General features: G+C 59.2%; 22 protein-coding genes. 13 read left to right on the forward strand and 9 right to left on the reverse strand.

Annotation, left to right across the window (positions count from 1 at the left end; translation table 11 throughout):
* Positions 1–357: 357 nt before the first annotated feature.
* From cyoA to ACJ8IJ_RS11200, 6 genes are all read left to right on the forward strand, one after another.
* A complete protein-coding gene (gene cyoA, locus ACJ8IJ_RS11175; protein ID WP_004940365.1) occupies positions 358–1308 on the forward strand; it encodes a cytochrome o ubiquinol oxidase subunit II in 951 nt (316 codons plus the stop codon).
* Between the two features lie 3 nt (positions 1309–1311).
* Positions 1312–3303 carry a cytochrome o ubiquinol oxidase subunit I gene (cyoB, locus tag ACJ8IJ_RS11180; protein ID WP_004940366.1) on the forward strand — a complete coding sequence of 664 codons (1992 nt, stop codon included), beginning with the start codon at positions 1312–1314 and terminating at the stop codon, positions 3301–3303.
* The gene (locus ACJ8IJ_RS11185) at positions 3293–3907 is read left to right on the forward strand and encodes a cytochrome o ubiquinol oxidase subunit III (protein WP_004940367.1); all 615 of its coding nucleotides are present in this window, start codon (positions 3293–3295) and stop codon (positions 3905–3907) included. Before cyoB ends, ACJ8IJ_RS11185 begins: the two co-directional genes overlap by 11 nt.
* On the forward strand, positions 3907–4245 hold the full coding sequence (locus ACJ8IJ_RS11190) for a cytochrome o ubiquinol oxidase subunit IV (protein ID WP_004940369.1): 339 nt from the start codon (positions 3907–3909) through the stop codon (positions 4243–4245). The genes ACJ8IJ_RS11185 and ACJ8IJ_RS11190 overlap by 1 nt, the downstream gene beginning before the upstream one ends.
* Before the next feature lie 17 nt (positions 4246–4262).
* Positions 4263–5153, forward strand: a complete 891-nt coding sequence (cyoE, locus tag ACJ8IJ_RS11195) for a heme o synthase (RefSeq protein ID WP_015376842.1) — start codon at positions 4263–4265, stop codon at positions 5151–5153.
* A gap of 198 nt (positions 5154–5351) precedes the next feature.
* A complete protein-coding gene (locus tag ACJ8IJ_RS11200) occupies positions 5352–6716 on the forward strand; it encodes an MFS transporter (protein ID WP_004940371.1) in 1365 nt (454 codons plus the stop codon).
* A gap of 34 nt (positions 6717–6750) precedes the next feature.
* On the opposite strand, the gene ACJ8IJ_RS11205 is transcribed toward ACJ8IJ_RS11200, so the two are convergent.
* The gene (locus ACJ8IJ_RS11205) at positions 6751–7242 is read right to left on the reverse strand and encodes a YajQ family cyclic di-GMP-binding protein (protein ID WP_004940373.1); all 492 of its coding nucleotides are present in this window, start codon (positions 7240–7242) and stop codon (positions 6751–6753) included.
* Between the two features lie 182 nt (positions 7243–7424).
* Between ACJ8IJ_RS11205 and panE the strand changes: the two genes are divergently transcribed.
* Together panE and yajL are read left to right on the forward strand one after the other, a co-directional pair.
* Entirely contained in the window at positions 7425–8336 is a 912-nt protein-coding gene (panE, locus tag ACJ8IJ_RS11210) for a 2-dehydropantoate 2-reductase (RefSeq protein WP_004940375.1), read from the forward strand.
* The gene (gene yajL, locus ACJ8IJ_RS11215) at positions 8299–8889 is read left to right on the forward strand and encodes a protein deglycase YajL (protein ID WP_049188653.1); all 591 of its coding nucleotides are present in this window, start codon (positions 8299–8301) and stop codon (positions 8887–8889) included. The genes panE and yajL overlap by 38 nt, the downstream gene beginning before the upstream one ends.
* A 66-nt stretch (positions 8890–8955) precedes the next feature.
* Here the strand turns inward: yajL and thiI are convergent, their stop codons facing one another.
* The gene (thiI, locus tag ACJ8IJ_RS11220; RefSeq protein ID WP_131164610.1) at positions 8956–10404 is read right to left on the reverse strand and encodes a tRNA uracil 4-sulfurtransferase ThiI; all 1449 of its coding nucleotides are present in this window, start codon (positions 10402–10404) and stop codon (positions 8956–8958) included.
* Positions 10405–10564: 160 nt separating this feature from the next.
* Between thiI and xseB the strand changes: the two genes are divergently transcribed.
* The 4 genes from xseB (at position 10565) to ACJ8IJ_RS11240 (ending at position 14736) form a co-directional block, all read left to right on the forward strand.
* Positions 10565–10828 (forward strand): exodeoxyribonuclease VII small subunit, encoded by a 264-nt coding sequence (gene xseB / locus ACJ8IJ_RS11225; RefSeq protein WP_015376838.1) that lies wholly within the window; start codon positions 10565–10567, stop codon positions 10826–10828.
* A gap of 5 nt (positions 10829–10833) precedes the next feature.
* Positions 10834–11754 (forward strand): (2E,6E)-farnesyl diphosphate synthase, encoded by a 921-nt coding sequence (gene ispA, locus ACJ8IJ_RS11230; RefSeq protein WP_004940379.1) that lies wholly within the window; start codon positions 10834–10836, stop codon positions 11752–11754.
* A gap of 34 nt (positions 11755–11788) precedes the next feature.
* Positions 11789–13654 carry a 1-deoxy-D-xylulose-5-phosphate synthase gene (gene dxs / locus ACJ8IJ_RS11235; protein ID WP_004940380.1) on the forward strand — a complete coding sequence of 622 codons (1866 nt, stop codon included), beginning with the start codon at positions 11789–11791 and terminating at the stop codon, positions 13652–13654.
* A gap of 107 nt (positions 13655–13761) precedes the next feature.
* Entirely contained in the window at positions 13762–14736 is a 975-nt protein-coding gene (locus ACJ8IJ_RS11240; RefSeq protein ID WP_033634009.1) for an aldo/keto reductase, read from the forward strand.
* Between the two features lie 33 nt (positions 14737–14769).
* Here ACJ8IJ_RS11240 and pgpA read toward each other — a convergent pair whose 3' ends face one another.
* The 6 genes from pgpA to nrdR all read right to left on the reverse strand — a co-directional run bounded on the left by pgpA (position 14770) and on the right by nrdR (position 18885).
* Positions 14770–15264 (reverse strand): phosphatidylglycerophosphatase A, encoded by a 495-nt coding sequence (gene pgpA, locus ACJ8IJ_RS11245; protein ID WP_004940382.1) that lies wholly within the window; start codon positions 15262–15264, stop codon positions 14770–14772.
* Positions 15257–16249, reverse strand: coding sequence for a thiamine-phosphate kinase (thiL, locus tag ACJ8IJ_RS11250; RefSeq protein ID WP_442518626.1), 993 nt, complete (start codon positions 16247–16249; stop codon positions 15257–15259). Before thiL ends, pgpA begins: the two co-directional genes overlap by 8 nt.
* A 51-nt stretch (positions 16250–16300) precedes the next feature.
* Positions 16301–16717 carry a transcription antitermination factor NusB gene (gene nusB / locus ACJ8IJ_RS11255; RefSeq protein ID WP_004940384.1) on the reverse strand — a complete coding sequence of 139 codons (417 nt, stop codon included), beginning with the start codon at positions 16715–16717 and terminating at the stop codon, positions 16301–16303.
* Between the two features lie 20 nt (positions 16718–16737).
* Positions 16738–17208 (reverse strand): 6,7-dimethyl-8-ribityllumazine synthase, encoded by a 471-nt coding sequence (ribH, locus tag ACJ8IJ_RS11260; RefSeq protein ID WP_004940385.1) that lies wholly within the window; start codon positions 17206–17208, stop codon positions 16738–16740.
* 107 nt (positions 17209–17315) lie between these two features.
* Positions 17316–18425, reverse strand: a complete 1110-nt coding sequence (ribD, locus tag ACJ8IJ_RS11265) for a bifunctional diaminohydroxyphosphoribosylaminopyrimidine deaminase/5-amino-6-(5-phosphoribosylamino)uracil reductase RibD (protein WP_021504683.1) — start codon at positions 18423–18425, stop codon at positions 17316–17318.
* Between the two features lie 10 nt (positions 18426–18435).
* The gene (gene nrdR, locus ACJ8IJ_RS11270) at positions 18436–18885 is read right to left on the reverse strand and encodes a transcriptional regulator NrdR (RefSeq protein ID WP_004940387.1); all 450 of its coding nucleotides are present in this window, start codon (positions 18883–18885) and stop codon (positions 18436–18438) included.
* A gap of 174 nt (positions 18886–19059) precedes the next feature.
* On the opposite strand from nrdR, the gene ACJ8IJ_RS11275 reads away from it, so the two are divergent.
* A complete protein-coding gene (locus tag ACJ8IJ_RS11275) occupies positions 19060–19620 on the forward strand; it encodes a DUF3251 domain-containing protein (protein ID WP_442518627.1) in 561 nt (186 codons plus the stop codon).
* A 65-nt stretch (positions 19621–19685) separates the two neighbouring features.
* Here ACJ8IJ_RS11275 and secF read toward each other — a convergent pair whose 3' ends face one another.
* Complete coding sequence (secF, locus tag ACJ8IJ_RS11280; RefSeq protein ID WP_004940389.1) at positions 19686–20654, reverse strand: protein translocase subunit SecF; 969 nt, start codon at positions 20652–20654, stop codon at positions 19686–19688.

A 20654-nucleotide genomic window follows, 5' to 3' on the forward strand; every position in this document is an offset into this window, starting at 1 on the left:
GAAATTATTTTTTTATCCGACTGCCGCACTCGGAAATAAAATTAAATTCACCTTTAAGACACAATTATTTTACATTAAATAAACCTTTTCTGCGTATTTCCCCGCCGCGCATTTCTTCGCCAAATTCATCATACCTTTAGTTTTCCTTAACATACGGGCTGCTCGTCACGATTCAGCGTGCCAACGCGTTGTTGTCATTGGTAAATTGTCACGCAGGGTTACATCTGTGACCCCCTTAACAGAAAGTGTCAACAAGCCGCTGACACTCCCTTAAGCATGTTTACAGTACTGCAACCTTCCCGTAAAATGCCCGCACACATGAAACGACAATTGAGCCTTTGTTATTGAGGTCGTTAGATGAGACTTAAGAAATACAATAAAAGTATTGGGATGCTGTCATTAATCGCAGGCACTGTATTGCTCAGTGGCTGCGATATGGTTTTGATGAATCCCAAAGGAGCAATTGGTGTTGAGCAACGGACACTGATTATCACTGCAATCGCATTGATGTTGATCGTAGTGGTGCCAGTTATCTTCATGGCGTTCGCCTTTGCCTGGAAGTATCGCGCTTCCAACAAAGACGCCAAGTACAGTCCGAACTGGGCCCACTCCAACAAGATCGAAGCGGTCGTCTGGACCATTCCTATCATTATCATCGCCATCCTTGGCACCATTACCTGGAAGACCACCCACGAACTCGATCCGTTCAAGCCGATTGTCACCGACAAGAAGCCGATGACGATCGAAGTGGTGTCGCTCGACTGGAAATGGCTGTTCATCTACCCGGAACAAGGCATTGCGACCGTTAATGAGCTGGCTTTCCCGAAAGATGTTCCAGTCGAATTCAAGATCACCTCTAACTCGGTAATGAACTCGTTCTTTATCCCGCAGTTAGGTGGACAGATTTATGCGATGGCCGGCATGCAGACCAAACTGCACCTGATCGGCAACGAAGCCGGTGCCTACAAAGGCATCTCCAGCAGCTACAGCGGCGCAGGCTTCTCCGGTATGAAATTCACCGCGATCGTTACCCCGACCGAAGGCGACTTCGATCAGTGGGTGGCCAAGGTGAAGGCATCGTCTAAAAACCTGAACACCACCGACGACTTTAACAAACTGGCAGAGCCGAGTGAAAACAACCCGGTTGAGTACTTTGCCGCTGTCAAACCGAATTTGTTCAAAGAAACAATTGCCAAATTCATGGGCGACATGGATATGCACAAGGGCGCTGGCGCGCACGAAGGCATGGACATGAGCCAAGGTATGGACATGGGTGAACATGCTGCTCACGCCGGAGCCGAGGAATAACTGATGTTGGGAAAATTAACACTTGATGCGGTTCCGTACCACGAACCGATCATCATGGTCACCGTAGCCGCAATTATTGTCGGGGGCCTGGCAGTGCTGGCGCTGCTGACGTATTTCGGTAAATGGAAGTGGCTGTGGAGCGAATGGCTGACTTCGGTCGACCATAAAAAAATTGGTATCATGTACATCATCGTGGCGATGGTCATGCTGCTGCGCGGCTTTGCCGACGCCATCATGATGCGTAGCCAGCAGGCGTTGGCGTCCGCCGGCGAAGCCGGGTTCCTGCCGCCGCACCACTACGACCAGATCTTCACCGCGCACGGCGTCATCATGATCTTCTTCATGGCGATGCCTTTCGTGGTTGGCCTGATGAACGTTGTGGTGCCGCTGCAAATCGGTGCGCGCGACGTCGCCTTCCCGTTCCTGAACTCCCTGAGCTTCTGGTTCTTCGTGGTGGGCGTGGTGCTGATCAACATCTCCCTGGGGGTCGGTGAGTTCGCTCAGACCGGTTGGCTGGCGTATCCGCCGCTGTCGGGTAAAGAGTACAGTCCTGGCGTCGGGGTCGATTACTGGATCTGGAGTCTGCAGATTTCCGGTCTGGGTACCCTGCTGACCGGCGTGAACTTCTTCGCCACCATTCTGAAGATGCGTGCCCCTGGCATGCCTATGATGAAGATGCCGGTGTTCACCTGGGCGGCGCTGTGTACCAACGTCCTGATCATCGTTTCTTTCCCAATTCTGACCGTCACCATCGCGCTGCTGACCCTGGATCGCTATCTGGGCACCCATTTCTTCACCAATGATATGGGCGGCAACATGATGATGTACATCAACCTGATTTGGGCCTGGGGTCACCCAGAGGTGTATATCCTGGTTCTGCCGGTGTTCGGCGTGTTCTCCGAAGTCACCGCGACCTTCTCCAGAAAACGCTTGTTCGGCTATACCTCACTGGTATGGGCAACCATCGCGATCACCGTTCTGTCGTTCATCGTCTGGCTGCACCACTTCTTCACCATGGGGTCCGGCGCGAACGTTAACGCCTTCTTCGGTATTGCCACCATGATCATTTCCATCCCGACCGGGGTGAAAATCTTCAACTGGCTGTTCACCATGTATCAGGGCCGCATCAAGCTCAACTCCGCAATGCTGTGGACCGTTGGCTTCATCATCACCTTCTCCGTGGGTGGTATGACCGGCGTTCTGCTGGCGGTGCCAGGCGCGAACTTCGTGCTGCACAACAGCCTGTTCCTGATCGCGCACTTCCACAACGTCATCATCGGCGGCGTGGTGTTCGGTTGCTTCGCGGGCCTGACCTACTGGTTCCCGAAATCCTTCGGCTTCACGCTGAACGAAAAATGGGGCATCCGCGCGTTCTGGTTCTGGATCATCGGCTTCTTCACCGCCTTCATGCCGCTGTACGCATTGGGCTTTATGGGCATGACCCGTCGTATCAGCCAGAACATCAACCCTGAGTTCCACCCTCTGCTGCTGGTTGCAGCCGGCGGTGCGGCGCTGATCGCCTGCGGCATCCTGTGCCAGCTGACCCAGATCTTCGTCAGTATCCGTGACCGCGAACAGAACCGCGATCTGACCGGTGACCCATGGGGTGCTCGTACTCTGGAGTGGTCAACCTCGTCTCCACCGCCGTTCTATAACTTTGCCGTAGTGCCGCAGATTCATGACCGTGATGAATTCTGGGACATGAAAGAAAAAGGCGAAGCTTATAAGAAACCGGCTAAATACGAACCGATTCATATGCCTAAGAACACCGGTGCCGGCGTTATCATCGCCTTCTTCAGCCTGGTATTCGGTTTCGCAATGATTTGGGAAATCTGGTGGATGGCTCTGGCCGGCTTCATCGGTATGATCGTTGTCTGGATCGGCAAGAGCTTCGATCACGATGTTGACTACTATGTGCAGGTTGATGAAATCGAGCGCATTGAGAACCAACACTACGAACAAATCCGTAAAGCAGGCGTGAACCATGTCAACTGAAACTCTGACCAATCATAACGCAGCCCATGCAGAGCATGGGCACCACGACGCGGGAGAGACCAAAGTCTTCGGATTCTGGATCTACCTGATGAGCGACTGTATTTTGTTTGCGAGCTTGTTCGCGACTTATGCAGTCCTGGTGAACGGGACCGCTGGCGGTCCCTCAGGCAAAGACATCTTCGACCTGAAGTTTGTCCTGGTCGAAACTTTCCTGCTGTTGTTCAGCTCCATCACCTACGGCATGGCGATGATCGCCATGAACAAGGGTAAAGTTGGCGGTGTAAACACCTGGTTGTTCCTGACCTTCCTGTTTGGTCTGGGCTTCGTGGCGATGGAAATCTATGAATTCCATCACCTGATCGCCGAAGGCTTCGGGCCGGATCGCAGCGCGTTCCTGTCCAGCTTCTTCGCGCTGGTCGGCACCCACGGTCTGCACGTGACTTCCGGCCTGATTTGGATCATCGTGCTGATGATTCAGGTGAGCAAGTTCGGCCTGACCGCGACCAACAAAACCCGCCTGATGTGCCTGAGCCTGTTCTGGCACTTCCTGGACGTGGTCTGGATCTGCGTATTTACCGTTGTCTACCTGCTGGGGGTTATGTAATGAGCCATTCATCCCATGAAACCTCTCACGGCGGCGCAAGCCACGGCAGCGTGAAGTCATACCTGATCGGCTTTATCCTGTCGATCATCCTGACGGTAATTCCATTTGCGATGGTAATGAACGGCACTGCCTCTCATTCCACCATCCTGGCGGTTGTTGTCGGTATGGCGGTTATCCAGGTGATTGTTCACCTGGTTTACTTCCTGCACATGAACACCTCATCGGAAGAGCGCTGGAACCTGGTGGCATTGCTGTTCACCGCTATGATCATCGGTATCGTTGTTGTAGGTTCACTCTGGATTATGTACAACCTCAACATCAATATGATGGTCGATTAAGAGCTGAGCTGCACGTGATGATTAAGCAATACCTGCAAGTCACTAAACCAGGAATTATTTTCGGCAATTTAATTTCTGTCGTTGGGGGATTCCTGCTCGCTTCCAAAGGGAGCATCGACTATCCCCTGTTTCTCGCCACCCTGGTGGGTGTCTCGTTGGTGGTCGCGTCGGGCTGTGTGTTTAACAACTACATCGACCGCGATATCGACAAGAAAATGGAGAGAACGAAGAATCGGGTGCTGGTAAAAGGCCTGATCGCGCCGAGTGTCACCCTGGTTTATGCGACCGTGTTGGGTATTGCGGGCTTCGCGTTGCTGTATATCGCGGCCAACCCGCTGGCCATGTGGCTGGCGGTGATGGGCTTCGTGGTTTATGTCGGCGTTTACAGCCTGTACATGAAACGCCATTCGGTCTACGGCACGCTGATCGGCAGCTTGTCGGGCGCCGCGCCGCCGGTTATCGGCTACTGCGCGGTGACCAACGAGTTCGACGCCGGCGCGTTGATCCTGCTGGCTATCTTTAGCCTGTGGCAGATGCCGCATTCTTATGCGATCGCTATCTTCCGCTTTAAAGATTACCAGGCGGCCAACATTCCGGTGCTGCCGGTGGTGAAAGGCATTTCCGTCGCCAAGAACCACATCACGGTCTACATCCTGGCATTTATGATCGCCACGCTGATGCTGACCCTGGTGGGCTACGCCGGCTACAAGTACCTGATCGTCGCTGCGGCGGTGAGCGTATGGTGGCTGGGCATGGCGCTGCGCGGTTACAAGACCGAAAACGACAGCGTCTGGGCGCGCAAACTGTTCGTGTTCTCCATCGTCGCCATCACCTCGCTGAGCGTGATGATGTCGATCGACTTCAGCGCCACGGCGGCGCCTGAAGCGCTGGTGACCTACGTTTGGTAAGCCAAATCATCTGTGAATGGGCCGCTTTTGCGGCCCATTTTATTTGTCACGCCGAAAAGCGGCCAAACTGTAATATCTGTTAAACAACATTCGATTTACCCCCCCTGCCCCGCACACTAAAATGACGCAGCTTTACAGAAATCATGCCATCAGGCGCTGTCTCAACGTCTGATGGCATGGTTTTTACCGAGGTTTGATGTGAACGATAATTCAATGACCCCGCAGGAGCGTCGCGCCACCTGGGGATTGGGCACCGTATTTTCCCTGCGCATGCTCGGCATGTTTATGGTATTGCCGGTGCTGACCACCTACGGCATGGCGCTCAACGGCGCCAGCGAAGCGCTGATCGGCATCGCCATCGGCATCTACGGCCTGGCGCAGGCGGTGTTTCAGATCCCGTTCGGCCTGGTGTCCGATCGCATCGGCCGCAAGCCGCTGATCGTCGGCGGCCTGCTGATCTTTGCCCTCGGCAGCGTGATCGCCGCCGCGACCGACTCTATCTGGGGTGTGATCCTCGGCCGCGCGTTGCAGGGCTCCGGCGCGATCGCCGCCGCGGTAATGGCGCTGCTCTCCGATCTGACCCGCGAGCAGAACCGCACCAAAGCGATGGCGTTCATCGGCGTCAGCTTCGGCATCACCTTCGCCATCGCCATGGTTCTGGGCCCTATCATCACTCACGCCTTCGGCCTGCACGCGCTGTTCTGGATGATCGCCGTGCTGGCGCTGGCCGGCATCGCCATCACATTGGCGGTGGTGCCTTCCGCCGATACTCACCTGTTGAACCGCGAATCCAGCATTGTGCGCGGCAGTTTCCGCAAAGTGCTGAGCAACTCGCGCCTGCTGAAGCTCAACTTCGGCATCATGTGTCTGCATATCCTGCTGATGTCGAGCTTCGTGGCGCTGCCGCTGGCGATGGAGAAAGCCGGGCTGGCGGCCAGCGAACACTGGATCGTCTACCTGGTGACCATGCTGGTGTCGTTCGCCGCCGTGGTGCCTTTCATCATCTATGCCGAAAAATATCGCCGCATGAAGCAGGTGTTTATGGGCTGCGTGGCGGTGCTGTTTTGCGCCGAAGTGCTGCTGTGGCTCTCCGGCGCGCACCTGTGGGGCATCATCGCCGGCGTGCAGCTGTTCTTCATGGCCTTCAACGTGATGGAAGCCATTCTGCCTTCGCTGATCAGCAAAGAATCACCGGCCGGCTATAAGGGCACCGCGATGGGGGTCTACTCCACCAGCCAGTTTATCGGCGTGGCGATCGGCGGCAGCCTCGGCGGCTGGCTGTACGGTTTGCAGGGGGCAGGCCTGGTGTTTATCGCCGGCGCGGTATTGGCCGCCGTTTGGTTCCTGGTCAGCAGCACCATGAAAGAGCCGCCGTATGTCAGCAGCCTGCGCATTACGCTGTCTGAACTGGCGGTGAAGGATTCGGCGCTGGAAAGCCGTCTGAGGGCGCAGCCCGGCGTGGCCGAGGCGATCGTGGTGCCGGAAGAGCGCAGCGCCTACGTCAAGGTGGACACCAAGCAGACCAATCGCGGTCAGTTGGAAGCGCTGGTCAATTCGCTGTAAAGAAACGGGGCCGGCAATGCCGGCCCCGTCGAGATTAATCGCGGAAGTTCTTGAACTGGAACGGCTGCCCCAGATCGCCGCCGCGCACCAGCGCCATCACGCTCTGCAAATCGTCGCGTGACTTGCCGGTCACCCGCACTTCTTCGCCCTGGATCTGCGCCTGCACCTTCAGCTTGCTGTCTTTGATCAGCTTGACGATTTTCTTCGCTACAGAGGTTTCAATCCCCTGCTTCAGCTTGGCTTCCACGCTGTAGGTTTTACCGCTGTGGGTAAACTCTTCCGGGATCTCCAGCGCGGCGCCGTCGATGCTGCGCTTGCTCAGCTTTTCGCGCAGAATGTCGAGCAGCTGTTGCACCTGGAAATCAGACTCGGTGGCAACCTTGATGCTTTGATTCTTCTCGTTTAGCTCAAAGCTGGCCGGCACGTTGCGAAAATCCCAGCGGGTGCCGAGATCGCGGGTGGCGTTCTCAACGGCGTTACGCACTTCCTGCATATCAATTTCGGAAACGATGTCGAAAGATGGCATACTTCTTCCTCCTGAATGAGTGCCTAATAGCTTAGGCGATTTTGATGCCGAGCATGATAACCGCTTTGCCGCCTCAGACAAAATCTGCTGAACGCACGCAGGGATAGCGCTTCAGGCTGCCATAAAGCCTATAGTTAGATCACGGTAATTGAGCGGTATTCCCGTGTTTCCAAGGAGACTGAATGAAAATAACCATTCTTGGTTGCGGCGCGCTCGGACAACTGTGGCTCTCCCGGCTGTATCAGCAGGGCCACGATGTACAGGGATGGCTAAGAGTGCCGCAGCCTTTTTGCGCCGTGAACGTGATCGAGCCGGAAGGCGTCTCGTTTAATCGCAATTTGCCCACCAACGATCCTGAGCACCTCGCGCAGAGCGAGCTGCTGCTGGTGACGCTGAAAGCCTGGCAGGTCTCCAGCGCGGTCAGTGCGCTGCTGCCGAAGCTGAATCCTCAGTGCGCCATTTTGCTGTTGCATAACGGCATGGGTACCCAGGAGGAGCTGCCGCAAAACGGCCAGCCCATCCTGCAGGGCACCACCACCCACGCCGCGCGCCACGAAGGCAGCACCATTATTCACGTCGCCACCGGCATCACCCACATCGGTCCCACCTCACCGGCCGCCCAGCATCTCAGCCACCTGGCGGAAGTGCTGCATCAGGCGCTGCCCGACGTCGCCTGGCACAACAACATCGCCTCGGCCAACTGGCGCAAGCTGGCGGTCAACTGCGTGATCAACCCGCTGACGGCGCTGTACGGCTGCCGCAACGGCGATCTGCAGCGCTACCCGGAGCAGATCGAAACGCTGTGTCGTGAAGTCGCCAGCGTGATGGCGATGGAGGGCTACCACACCTCCTGCGAAGGCCTGATGCAATATGTGATGGACGTGATCCACAGCACCGCCGACAACGTTTCGTCGATGCTGCAGGATATCCGCAGCCAGCGGCATACCGAGATCGACTACATCACCGGCTACCTGCTGCGCCGCGCGCGCAGTCACGGCCTCACGCTGCCGGAGAATGCGCGGCTGTTTGAATTGATTAAACGAAAGGAAAATGAATATGAGCGTATCGGCGCTGGTTTGCCTGGCACCTGGTAGCGAAGAAACCGAAGCCGTCACCACCATCGATCTGCTGGTGCGGGCGGGCGTAAAAGTCACCACCGCCAGCGTTGCCGGCGACGGCGAGTTGACTATCGTCTGTTCGCGCGGCGTCAAACTGCTGGCCGATGCGCCGCTGGTGGCGATCGTCGATGAGCCTTTCGACGCCATCGTGCTGCCCGGCGGCCTGAAGGGGGCGGAATGCTTCCGCGACAGCCCGCTGCTGGTGGAAAAGGTGCGGCAAATGCACCTGCAGGGCAACATCGTCGCCGCCATCTGCGCAGCGCCGGCGCTGGTGCTGCAGCACCACGATCTGTTCCCGGTCGGCAACATGACCGGCTTCCCGGGCCTGAAAGACCAGATACCGGTGGATAAATGGATGGAACGCCGCGTGGTGTACGACGCTCGCGTTAACCTGCTCACCAGCCAGGGGCCGGGCACCGCGATGGAGTTTGCGCTGAAACTGATCGATCTGCTGCTTGGCAAGGCCAAGGCGGCGGAGATCGCCGCGCAGCTGGTGCTGATCCCCGGGATGTACGATTTCCGCGACTGATCGATTTGCCGATAAAAAAAGGGCTGAACACCGGTTCAGCCCCTCTCGTTTATGACGCTGCCCGCGTTACGGGCGATAAACCTTCACGTTGCTGAAGCCCTGCTCCAGCAGGTACAGCGCCTGCAGGCGGCTCATTACGCCGCGCTCGCAGTACAGCAGATAGGTTTTGCTCTGATCCAGATCGCCGAACTGAGTGCTCAGCTTGTAGAACGGCAACGCTTTCACTTCAACCTGTTCCAGCTGCAGCGGCTTCTCTTCCTGCTCGTCGTTGGAACGGATATCCAGGATCACCTCGTCGGCGCCGAAGGCCGCGACGGTTTCCACTTCGGTCACCTGCTCCTGCGCCTGCTCGGCGATAGAGCGGATATCGACGTTCTTCGCATCGCTCACCACCCGATCGAGAATGCTGAAATCGAAGTGGCTCTCTTCCTCTTCGATCTTGGCCTTGACGGCTTTCACCGTCGGGCTCTTCGAAATCACGCCGCAATATTCCGGCATGGTTTTGGCGAAGTCTTCGGTGCCGATTTCGCGCGCCAGCTTGATGATGTGCTCTTTATCATGCGAGATCAGCGGACGCAGGATCAGGGTGTCGGACGCGTTATCGATCAGGCGCAGGTTGGTCAGCGTCTGGCTGGACACCTGCCCCAGCGCTTCACCGGTCACCAGCGCCTGCACGCCGTAGCGTTCTGCCACTTGCGAAGCGGCGCGCACCATCATGCGCTTGAGCACCACGCCCATCTGGCCGTCGTCGACCTTCTCCAGGATCTCGCCCACCACCGGCTCGAAGTCGATGGCGACGAAGCGCACCTTGTGCGAGCTGGCGAAACGGTTCCACAGGTAGTGCGCCACCTGCTTCACGCCAATCTCGTGCGCGGCGCCGCCCAGGTTGAAGAAGCAGAAGTGCACGCGGCAGCCGCGGCGCATCAGCATATAGCTCGACACGCCCGAGTCGAAACCGCCGGAAATCAGCGACATCACGTCTTCCTGAGTGCCGACCGGATAACCGCCGATGCCTTCAAGACGGCGTTTGACCAGCATCAGCTTGTCGTCTTCAATCTCCAGGTTTACCGTGACCTGCGGTCGGGTCAGGTTAACGCGCGCGCTCTCGATATTCTGATTCAGGCCGCCGCCGACGTAACGCTCCACGTCCTGCGAATTGAACGCCTGCTTGCCGCGACGCTTGACGCGCACGCAGAAGGTTTTGCCTTCCAGCTGGGCGCGGTAGGCTTCCAGCGTCTGCTCGAAGATGTGGTGGATATCGGTATAAGCGCGATCTTCCACTTCCAGAATATGGTGGATGCCGGGAATGCGCGTCAGCGCGTCGGCAATGATCGGCCGCTGGTTTTCATCTTTGGCGCGAACTTCGATATGATCCCAGTGACGGACGACCGCCAGCGTTTCATCATACTGCTTCAGGACGTTGCGAATATTGGTCGAGAGAATCTTGATAAAGCGCAAGCGCACAGATTGGCTCTTGATGGTGATTTCCGGGAACAATTTAATGATAAACTTCATGGCGGTCTTTGTTGTCAGATAAGAATTACGGCGCGGAGTATATCACCATATCGCCGTGCTCTGCGCACAAAACCACACATGAGCGCCATGATTTGCTAATCAAGATCCGCTAGGATAGGCTCTGGCGCCACGGTTCACATGATGACGTAAAAAGAAAATTATGCCGAAAAAACCAGCACAATCAGCCAGTACAGAGCAAACTGCCAGCTTTGAAAGCGCCCTCGGCGAGCTGGAAAGCATCGTGACGCGTCTGGAGTCGGGCGAACTGCCGCTGGAAGACGCGCTGAACGAATTCGAACGCGGCGTGCAGCTGGCGCGCCAAGGCCAGCAGAAACTGCAACAGGCGGAACAGCGTGTGCAGATACTTCTTAACGACAGCGCCGACGATGCGGCGCTGGCGCCTTTCACACCGGATGCCGAGTAACCGACATGTCTGAGATCGCCCCATCGGCCGCTTTTGCCGATCAACTGCAGATTTTCCGCCAGCGCGCCGATCGCGCGCTGCTGGACTTCATCGCCCCGCTGCCGTTCAACGACGGCAACATGGTGGCGGCGATGCGTCACGGCGCCTTGCTGGGCGGCAAGCGTCTGCGTCCGTTCCTGGTGTACACCACCGGCCAGATGTTCGGCGTGTCGCTGAGCAACCTGGACGCGCCGGCGGCGGCGGTGGAATGCATCCACGCCTACTCGCTGATCCATGACGATCTACCGGCGATGGACGACGACGATCTGCGCCGTGGCCAGCCGACCTGTCACATTAAATTCGGCGAAGCCAACGCGATCCTGGCCGGCGATGCGCTGCAAACGCTGGCGTTTTCGATCCTGGCCGATGCCGAAATGCCCGACGTGGCGCTGCGCGATCGGCTGGCGATGGTTTCCGAACTGGCGAGCGCCAGCGGCGTAGCCGGCATGTGCGGCGGCCAATCGCTGGATCTGGAGGCCGAAGGCAAGCACGTCGACCTGCAGGCGCTGGAGCAGATTCACCGCCACAAAACCGGCGCGCTGATCCGCGCGGCGGTGCGCCTGGGCGCGCTGAGCGCCGGCGAAGCAGGGCGAGCGGCGCTGCCGCAGCTGGATCGTTACGCCGCTGCGGTTGGCCTGGCGTTCCAGGTGCAGGATGACATTTTGGACGTTGTTGGCGAGACTGAAAAGATCGGCAAGCGCCAGGGCGCGGACCAACAACACGGAAAGAGTACCTACCCGGCGTTACTCGGGCTTGACAGCGCGAAAGCAAAAGCGTGGGATCTCTATCAGGAAGCATTAGCTGCATTAGACACTTTGGCAGCGCAATCTTATAACACAGCGCCATTGCGAGCGTTAGCCAGCTTCATTATTGAACGCGACAATTAACGTGTGACGTTAACTCCTCTGATATGAGTATCGAATGAGTCTTGATATAGCCAAATACCCAACCCTGGCGCTAGCGGAAAACCCCGAGGAACTCCGCTCACTGCCCAAAGAGAGCTTGCCGAAGCTGTGCGATGAGCTGCGGCAATACCTGCTGAACAGCGTCAGTCGTTCCAGCGGCCACTTTGCCTCCGGGCTGGGTACCGTCGAACTGACGGTGGCGTTGCATTTCGTCTACAACACGCCGTTCGATCATCTGGTGTGGGACGTCGGCCACCAGGCCTACCCGCACAAAATTCTGACCGGCCGCCGCGACCGGATTGCCACTATCCGGCAAAAGAATGGCCTGCACCCCTTCCCGTGGCGCGCCGAAAGCGAATACGACGTGCTGTCGGTCGGCCATTCGTCGACTTCGATCAGCGCCGGCCTCGGCATGGCGGTGGCGGCAGAGCGTGAAGGCAAAGGCCGCCGCACGGTGTGCGTGATCGGCGATGGCGCCATCACCGCCGGCATGGCGTTCGAAGCGATGAACCACGCCGGTGATATCAATCCGGACATGCTGGTAGTGCTGAACGACAACGAGATGTCGATCTCGGAAAACGTCGGCGCGCTGAACAACCATCTGGCGCAGCTGCTGTCCGGCAAGCTTTACTCCACCCTGCGCGAAGGCGGCAAAAAAGTGCTGGCCGGCGTGCCGCCGATCAAGGAGCTGGTGAAACGCACCGAAGAGCACCTGAAAGGCATGGTGGTGCCTGGCACGCTGTTCGAAGAGCTGGGCTTCAACTACATCGGCCCGGTAGACGGCCACGACGTGCAGGGGTTGGTCGCCACGTTGAAAAACATGCGCGATCTGAAAGGCCCGCAGCTGTTGCACATCATGACCAAGAAAGGCCGCGGTTACGCGCCGGCAGAGAAGGATCCGATCAGCTTCCACGCGGTGCCGAAGTTCGATCCCGCCAGCGGCACGCTGCCGAAAAGCGCCGGCGGTCTGCCGACCTATTCGAAAATCTTCGGCGACTGGCTGTGTGAAACCGCCGCCAAAGACAGCTCGCTGATGGCGATCACGCCGGCGATGCGCGAAGGCTCCGGCATGGTGCAGTTCTCTCGCGACTATCCGCAGCAATATTTCGATGTGGCGATCGCCGAACAGCACGCGGTCACCTTCGCCGCCGGGCTGGCGATCGGCGGCTACAAGCCGGTGGTGGCGATCTATTCCACCTTCCTGCAACGCGCCTACGACCAACTGATCCATGACGTGGCGATCCAAAACCTGCCGGTGATGTTCGCCATCGATCGCGGCGGCATCGTCGGCGCCGACGGCCAGACCCACCAGGGGGCGTTCGATCTGTCGTTCATGCGCTGCATCCCGACCATGGTGATCATGACGCCGAGCGACGAAAACGAATGCCGCCAGATGCTGTATACCGGCTATCACTATAACGACGGCCCGAGCGCCGTGCGCTATCCGCGCGGCACCGGCACCGGCGCGGCGCTGGAGCCGCTCAACATGCTGCCGATCGGCAAAGGCGTGGTGCGCCGCCAGGGGGAAAAGATCGCCATTCTCAACTTCGGCACCCTCCTGCCGGAGGCCGCGCAAGCGGCGGAAGCGCTCAACGCCACGCTGGTCGACATGCGCTTCGTCAAGCCGCTGGACGAGCAGCTGGTGCTCGAACTGGCCGCCAGCCATGAAACGCTGGTCACGCTGGAAGAGAACGCCATCATGGGCGGCGCCGGCAGCGGTGTCAACGAACTGCTGATGGCCAAACGCCGTCCGGTGCCGGTGCTGAACCTCGGCCTGCCGGACAGCTTCGTCTCACAGGGCACCCAGGAAGAACTGCGTGCCGATCTGGGGCTGGACGCCGCCGGCATTCAGCGCCAAATCGAAACCTGGCTGGCGCAGTAATCGCCGCCCGCGCCTGATAAAACGCCTCCGCCTTCGGGGGCGTTTTCGTTTCCGCCCTCCGGGATCCGCGCTACAGTTACTGTCTGAGCTGTGAATGGGAGGCAAGCATGAAGTACCTGAAACTGGGCAACACCGATCTGAACGTCTCGCGCATCTGCCTGGGTTGCATGACCTATGGCGAACCGAACCGCGGCAATCACGCCTGGACGCTGCCGGAAGAGAGCAGCCGCCCGCTGCTGAAACAGGCGCTGGAAGCCGGCATCAACTTTTTCGACACCGCCAACAGCTATTCCGACGGCAGCAGCGAGGAGATCCTCGGCCGGGCGCTGCGCGACTATGCACGCCGCGAGGACGTCGTTATCGCCACCAAGGTCTATTTCCCGCTGAGCAATCTGAAGCGCGGTTTGTCGCGCGCCAACATCATGCAGTCCATCGACGACAGCCTGCGCCGTCTCGGCACCGACTATGTCGATTTGCTGCAAATCCACCGCTGGGATTACGAAACGCCGCTGGAAGAGACGCTGGAAGCGCTGCACGACGTGGTGAAAGCCGGTAAGGCGCGTTACATCGGTGCCTCCTCGATGTACGCCTGGCAGTTCGCCAAGGCGCTGTATACCGCCGATCTGCACGGCTGGACGCGCTTCGTCAGCATGCAGGATCAATACAACCTGATCCAGCGCGAAGAAGAGCGCGAGATGCACCCGCTGTGCGCCGCCGAAGGCATCGCCGTACTGCCGTGGAGCCCGCTGGCGCGCGGCCGCCTGACCCGCCCCTGGGGCGAAACCACCGCGCGGCTGGTCTCCGACCAGTTCGGCAAAAGCCTGTACGAGGAAACTGAAGGCATCGACGCCATCATCGCCGAACGCGTCGCCAGCCTCGCCGAAGAACGCGGCGTTTCACGCGCGCAGATCGCGCTGGCCTGGTTGCTGAACAAACCGGCGGTCAGCGCACCGATCGTTGGCGCCTCGCGCAGCGAGCAGTTGGATGACGCCATCGCCGCGGTCGATTTGAGTCTGTCGCCGCAAGAGGTGGCGGAACTGGAGACGGCTTACGTACCGCATCGGGTGACGGGATTTGAATAAAGGGAAGCGGGCGCGAAACGCCGCGCCCGTCTGTCAGAACAGCCCGATCGGCCAGTGGTGGCCAATCAGGTAGATGATACCGGCGGACAGCACGCCGGCGATGATATCGTCGACCATGATGCCCATGCCGCCATGCACGTTGCGGTCGAACCAGCGGATCGGCCACGGCTTCCACATATCCAGAATGCGGAAGATGACGAAACCGGCGGCGACCCAGCGCCAGTCGTTGACCGGCAGCGCCATCAGCGTGATCCACATGCCGACGAACTCATCCCAGACGATGCTGCCGTGATCGTGCACCTTCATGTCTTTTGCCGTGCGGTGGCAAATATAGACGCCGATACAGATGCTGAACATCACCGCCAGCGAGTAGAGCTGCCACGGCAGCTGGATCAGCAGCAGCCAGAACGGGATCGCCGCCAGCGATCCCATGGTACCCGGCATCACCGGCGACAAACCGCTGCCAAAACCGGTGGCCAGCAGGTGCCACGGATTGCTCATCCGCAGCCGACGCTTGGCTTCATCCATGAGTGCCCGACTCCGCATTGAAATGATCGAACCCGGCCCAGTCCAGCTCTACCGCTTCGTCGTTGCGATAATAGCGGATGCCTTCAGACAGCGGGCCAATCTGGCCGATGCAGGTGTAGTCGGCGCCGAGGTGGCTCAGCGCCACTTCCAGCGCGCCGCGGTTGATCTCCGGCACGGTGAAGCACAGCTCGTAATCTTCGCCGCCCGCCAGTGCCCAGCGCAGCGCCTGCTCGGCATCCGCGTGGCTGCTCAGCGCCTGCGACATCGGCAGCTCGTCCAGCACGATGCGTGCCCCGCAGTCGCTGGCCTTCAGGATGTGTTTCAGATCGGAAATCAGGCCGTCGGAGATGTCGATCGCCGAGCTGGCCAGATCGCGCAGCGCCTGCCCCTGCAGCACCCGCGGCTGCGGGCGCAGATGGCGAGCGATCAGGTAATCGCGCGCCGCCGCCTCCGGCACCGCCAGACGATCCTGCAGAATCGCCAGACCGGCGGCGCTGTCGCCCAGCGTGCCGGTCACGTAGATCCAGTCGCCGATGCGCGCGCCGCTGCGGGTTAACGCCCGGCCGGCCGGGATCAAGCCCTGAATGGTCAAGGTCATGCTCAGCGGGCCGCGCGTGGTATCACCGCCGATCAGCTGCATGCCGTAATAGTTGAGCTGATCAAACAGGCTGTCGCTGAAGGCCTTCAGCCAGGGCTCGTTCACCTCCGGCAGGGTCAGGGCCAGCGAAAGCCACGCCGGATCGGCGCCCATCGCCGCCAGATCGCTCAGATTGACCGCCAGCGCTTTATAACCGAGATCGGCCGGATCGATGTCCGGCAAGAAGTGCACGCCCGCCACCAACGTATCGGTACTGACGGCCACCAGCTGTTTTTCCGGCACTGCCAGCAGTGCGCAGTCATCTCCAATGCCCAACTGTACATCCCGGCGCACGCGCTTAAACCGGTCAAAATAGCGGGCAATGAGGTCAAATTCGCCGCATGCCATATCGATATTCCACGAGAAGAAATTAAGGCCGGGGATACCGGCCTTAATGTTTTACTTTTTCTTGCGAAGGGTTGGCGCCACTTTATCCAGCACCCCGTTCACAAACTTGTGGCTGTCTTCCGCGCCGAAGGTTTTCGCCAGCTCGATCGCTTCGTTGATCGCCACCTTGTAAGGGACATCCTCGCGCATTTTCAGTTCAAACAGCGCGACGCGCAGCACTGCGCGCTCCACCTGGCCCAGCTCTTCGAGCTGACGCGACAGGTATGGCGCCATCAGTTCGTCCAGCATACCTGCATTCACTGCCGCGCCGGACAGCAACTCGCGAAAATAGGCGACGTCAACATCTTTGACATCCTGCTCCGTCAGGAACTGGTGTTCAACATCGGCAAGGTCGTTTTTAGACAACTGCCAAGAGTAAAGCGCTTGAACAGCGCACTCACGAGCGCGGCGACGAGCAGCAGGTTTCACGGAATTCCCCTTAACTAAATTCAGGCTTTAATAGCTTTGATAACATTAATCATTTCAAGTGCGGTCAACGCGGCTTCAGCGCCCTTGTTGCCCGCTTTGGTGCCGGCGCGTTCGATCGCCTGTTCGATGCTTTCGGTGGTCAGCACGCCAAAGGCAACCGGGATTTCGGCATTCATCGCAACGTTGCCGATGCCGGAGCTGGCTTCGCCCGCCACATATTCGAAGTGCGCGGTGCCCCCACGGATAACGGTGCCCAGCGCGATAACCGCGTCGTATTTGCCGGTTTTGGCCAATACGCTCGCCGTCAACGGCAGCTCGTAAGCGCCCGGGACCCAGACAACGGTGATGTTGTCGTCAGCAACCTGACCAATGCGTTTCAGCGCGTCGATGGCGCCTTCCAGCAGGCTGTCGTTGATGAAATTGTTAAAACGTGCAATTGCGATCGCCACACGGGCATTTGGAGTAGCAACAACACCTTCGATAACTTTCATGGGCTTTCCTTAAAAATGGGTTCAATACCCCGCAGGGGGGCGGATTCTATCATATTCTTTCATCGCCTGCGCGGCGCTTTTGTAAAACCGGCGCGCGGGCGCGAGATTCAGTGTTTCGCCCGCAGGCGCAAACGCAGATCGGGGCCAACCTGGCGCACGTCGCTAAAGACGAATTCCGGTGCGTCGGCCAACCGCTCCAGGCCCGGCAAATGACACAGGCCGCGGCCATTATCGCCCAACAGTTTTGGCGCGATGTACAAAATGAGCTCATCCACCAGGCCGGCCTGCAGCAGCGCGCCGGCCAGCGATGCGCCCGCCTCCACCCAGATTGAATTCACCTGGCGCTTGGCCAACAGCATCATCATCACCACCAGATCGACGCCGCCGCCGTGCGCCGGGCAGATAAACTGCTCAACGTCTTGCGGCCAGGCCTGTTCATCCGCCTGCAGGCGCGCCAGCCAGGTGGCGCCCGGCTGCTGCACCACGCGGTGCTGCGGGGTAATGCGGTTTTGGCTGTCGAGCAAGATGCGCAGCGGCTGACGCAGATTTTCGCGCGGATAGAGGCGCTGGGTCTCGGCATCCAGCTCATCCCAACGCACCGTCAGCGACGGATCGTCCGCCAGCACGGTGGCGCTGGTGCTGAGGATCGCGGCGCTCTGCGCGCGCAGGCGCTGCACGTCCTGACGCGCTTCGGGTGAGGTGATCCACTGGCTCTCGCCGGAGGCCATCGCCGTGCGCCCGTCCAGCGACGCGCCCAGCTTCAGTTGCACATAGGGGAAACCGGTGCGCATGCGTTTGAGGAAGCCCAGGTTGACCGCTTCGGCCTCGGCCAGCATCAGGCCATGACGTACTTCGACGCCGGCTTGCTGCAGCTTGTACAAGCCGCGCCCCGCCACCTGAGGATTGGGATCTTGCATCGCCGCGACCACCCGCGTCACGCCGGCGGCCACCAGCGCATCGGCGCAGGGCGGCGTGCGGCCGTGATGGCTGCACGGTTCGAGCGTGACATAGGCGGTGGCGCCGCGCGCCTTGTCGCCCGCCATGCGCAGCGCATGCACTTCCGCGTGCGGCTCGCCGGCGCGCAGATGATAGCCTTCACCGACAATTTCGCCGTCGCGCACGATAACGCAGCCGACGTTCGGATTGGGCGCGGTGGTGAAACGCCCCAGCCGCGCCAGTTCGAAGGCGCGCGCCATGTAAAATTCGTCGTGATGCATGAAAGATCCTTTAGTCTTGCAGGCGGGCAATCTCTTCGCCGAACTCGCGCACGTCCTCGAAGCTGCGGTATACCGACGCAAAGCGAATGTAGGCCACCTTATCCAGCTTTTTCAACGCGTCCATCACCAGGTTGCCCACCAGTTTGGTCGGCACTTCGCGTTCGCCGGTGGCGCGCAGTTGGGATTTGATATGATTAAGGGCGTTTTCCACGTCGTCCGAGCTTACCGGGCGCTTTTCCAGCGCTTTCAGCATGCCGCGGCGCAGTTTGTCTTCGTTGAACGGCTCGCGCACCTCATCGCTTTTAATCACTCGCGGCATCACCAACTCGGCCACCTCGAAGGTGGTGAAGCGTTCATTGCACACCAGACACTGGCGGCGGCGGCGCACTTGCGAACCGTCCCCCACCAGGCGGGAATCAATGACTTTGGTATCAACGGCGGCGCAGAAAGGGCAATGCATAACACGTCCTGATAAACGTTTTTATAGATAAATGCAGTTTACCCCGAAGTGCAGCCACAACAAAGGGCGGCGGCCATTTGTTGCGACACGCAGCCGGGAAGCGGCGCCGATATGACTTTCCCCTCCGGGCGGACTAAGCTGATAACAGGAGATTCAGCATAGGAAATCGCCGTCATGACAACCTGTTACCCCAAAATCGCCCTGCTCGCCGCCGCCTTGTTGCTGGCAGGCTGCGCGCACAACGCTGCCGTCCCTCAACTGCGCCATCAGGTCGCCGCGCTGAACCAGAAAGTGAGCGTGCTGACCGATCAAACCACCGCGCTGGAGCGGCAGAATATGCTCAATCAGCACTCCGACAACGGCGTCTACCTGCTGCCGGCGGCCCGAAGCGCCGCCCGTTTGCAAAGCGGCATCGGCGAGCTGAGCGTTTCGCTGAGCCACATCAAGAGCGAAGCCAACGGCACGCAGGCGCAGCTGCATGTGCGCACCCTCTCACAGGCCACGCTGCCGCCGTTCAACGCGGTGGTGGAATGGGGCCAACTGGACGACGCCACCGGGCGGCCGTTGACCGCCGAGGCGCTGTCGCAACCGATCGCCAGCGCCGACTCGCTGCTGCCGAAACCCGGCCAGGACTTTGAGCTGCGCTTCAGCGGCCTGACGCCGGAACAGCTGGGCTATATCCGTCTGCACAGTCTGGTTTCGACCGCCCAACCGGCGGTGGTGCAGCAACACTGAAAACTCGAGGCAAAAAAAAGGAGCGCCGGCGGCGCTCCTTCTCATTTCGCTGAATACTGCGGCGGTTAAGGCAGAATCGAAGGCTGATCGGCGCCCTCTTTTTCCACTTTTTGCTGCAGCATGTGTTCGCGTTTCATCCCTAGTTTCAACGCCAGCGCGGACGCGACGTAGATGGAGGAGACGGTACCGATCGACACGCCGATCAACATCGCCAGCGAGAAGCCTTGCAGCATCGCGCCACCGAAGATGTACAGCATCAGCACCACCATCAGGGTAGTACCGGAAGTCATCAGCGTACGGCTCAGCGTCTGGGTCAACGACACGTTCATGATCTCGTAAGGCGTGCCGCGGCGGATCTTGCGGAAGTTCTCACGAATACGGTCGGAAACCACGATGCTGTCGTTCAGCGAGTAACCGATAACCGACATCAGGGACGCCACGATGGTCAGGTCAATCTCGATGTGGAACAGCGACAGCACGCCCAGCGTAATGATCACGTCGTGCGCCAGCGCGATAACCGCCCCCAGCGCCAGGCGCCATTCGAAGCGGAAACCGACGTAGATCAGGATACAGATCAACGCCACCAGCAGCGCCATGCCGCCGGTTTGCGCCAGTTCGCTGCCCACGCTCGGGCCGACGAACTCGATACGCTTCACGGTGGCGTTTTTATCCACCGAGTCGTTGATCACGCCGATCACCTTGTTGCCCAGTTCCTGGCCTGCGGTGCCGGTCGCCGGTGGCATGCGCACCATCACGTCGCGGCTGCTGCCGAAGTTCTGGATAATCGGATCCTGGAATCCGGCCTTCTCCAGCGTATCGCGCATCAGGTCGAGGTTAGCCGGCTTCTCCAGGTTGATTTCAATCACCGTACCGCCGGTGAAATCCAGACCCCAGTTAAAGCCGCGCACCGACATGGTGACGATCGACGCGACCAACAGCAGCAACGAGATGCCGAAGGCCAAATAGTCCCAGCGCATAAAGTCGTAGACTTTACGGCCGTAGTTGAGTTGCTCAACAGTATAATCCTGTGCCAC

The organism is Serratia sp. CY40230, assembly GCF_052168835.1.
GTDB lineage: Bacteria > Pseudomonadota > Gammaproteobacteria > Enterobacterales > Enterobacteriaceae > Serratia > Serratia nematodiphila.

Bases quoted from the DNA above. Each gene is read 5' to 3' on its own strand.
- cyoA (WP_004940365.1), top strand. From the start codon at position 358: ATGAGACTTAAGAAATACAATAAAAGTATTGGGATGCTGTCATTAATC.
- cyoB (WP_004940366.1), top strand. From the start codon at position 1,312: ATGTTGGGAAAATTAACACTTGATGCGGTTCCGTACCACGAACCGATC.
- ACJ8IJ_RS11185 (WP_004940367.1), top strand. From the start codon at position 3,293: ATGTCAACTGAAACTCTGACCAATCATAACGCAGCCCATGCAGAGCAT.
- ACJ8IJ_RS11190 (WP_004940369.1), top strand. From the start codon at position 3,907: ATGAGCCATTCATCCCATGAAACCTCTCACGGCGGCGCAAGCCACGGC.
- cyoE (WP_015376842.1), top strand. From the start codon at position 4,263: ATGATTAAGCAATACCTGCAAGTCACTAAACCAGGAATTATTTTCGGC.
- ACJ8IJ_RS11205 (WP_004940373.1), bottom strand. From the start codon at position 7,242: ATGCCATCTTTCGACATCGTTTCCGAAATTGATATGCAGGAAGTGCGT.
- panE (WP_004940375.1), top strand. From the start codon at position 7,425: ATGAAAATAACCATTCTTGGTTGCGGCGCGCTCGGACAACTGTGGCTC.
- yajL (WP_049188653.1), top strand. From the start codon at position 8,299: ATGAGCGTATCGGCGCTGGTTTGCCTGGCACCTGGTAGCGAAGAAACC.
- thiI (WP_131164610.1), bottom strand. From the start codon at position 10,404: ATGAAGTTTATCATTAAATTGTTCCCGGAAATCACCATCAAGAGCCAA.
- xseB (WP_015376838.1), top strand. From the start codon at position 10,565: ATGCCGAAAAAACCAGCACAATCAGCCAGTACAGAGCAAACTGCCAGC.
- ispA (WP_004940379.1), top strand. From the start codon at position 10,834: ATGTCTGAGATCGCCCCATCGGCCGCTTTTGCCGATCAACTGCAGATT.
- dxs (WP_004940380.1), top strand. From the start codon at position 11,789: ATGAGTCTTGATATAGCCAAATACCCAACCCTGGCGCTAGCGGAAAAC.
- ACJ8IJ_RS11240 (WP_033634009.1), top strand. From the start codon at position 13,762: ATGAAGTACCTGAAACTGGGCAACACCGATCTGAACGTCTCGCGCATC.
- pgpA (WP_004940382.1), bottom strand. From the start codon at position 15,264: ATGGATGAAGCCAAGCGTCGGCTGCGGATGAGCAATCCGTGGCACCTG.
- thiL (WP_442518626.1), bottom strand. From the start codon at position 16,249: ATGGCATGCGGCGAATTTGACCTCATTGCCCGCTATTTTGACCGGTTT.
- ribH (WP_004940385.1), bottom strand. From the start codon at position 17,208: ATGAAAGTTATCGAAGGTGTTGTTGCTACTCCAAATGCCCGTGTGGCG.
- ribD (WP_021504683.1), bottom strand. From the start codon at position 18,425: ATGCATCACGACGAATTTTACATGGCGCGCGCCTTCGAACTGGCGCGG.
- nrdR (WP_004940387.1), bottom strand. From the start codon at position 18,885: ATGCATTGCCCTTTCTGCGCCGCCGTTGATACCAAAGTCATTGATTCC.
- ACJ8IJ_RS11275 (WP_442518627.1), top strand. From the start codon at position 19,060: ATGACAACCTGTTACCCCAAAATCGCCCTGCTCGCCGCCGCCTTGTTG.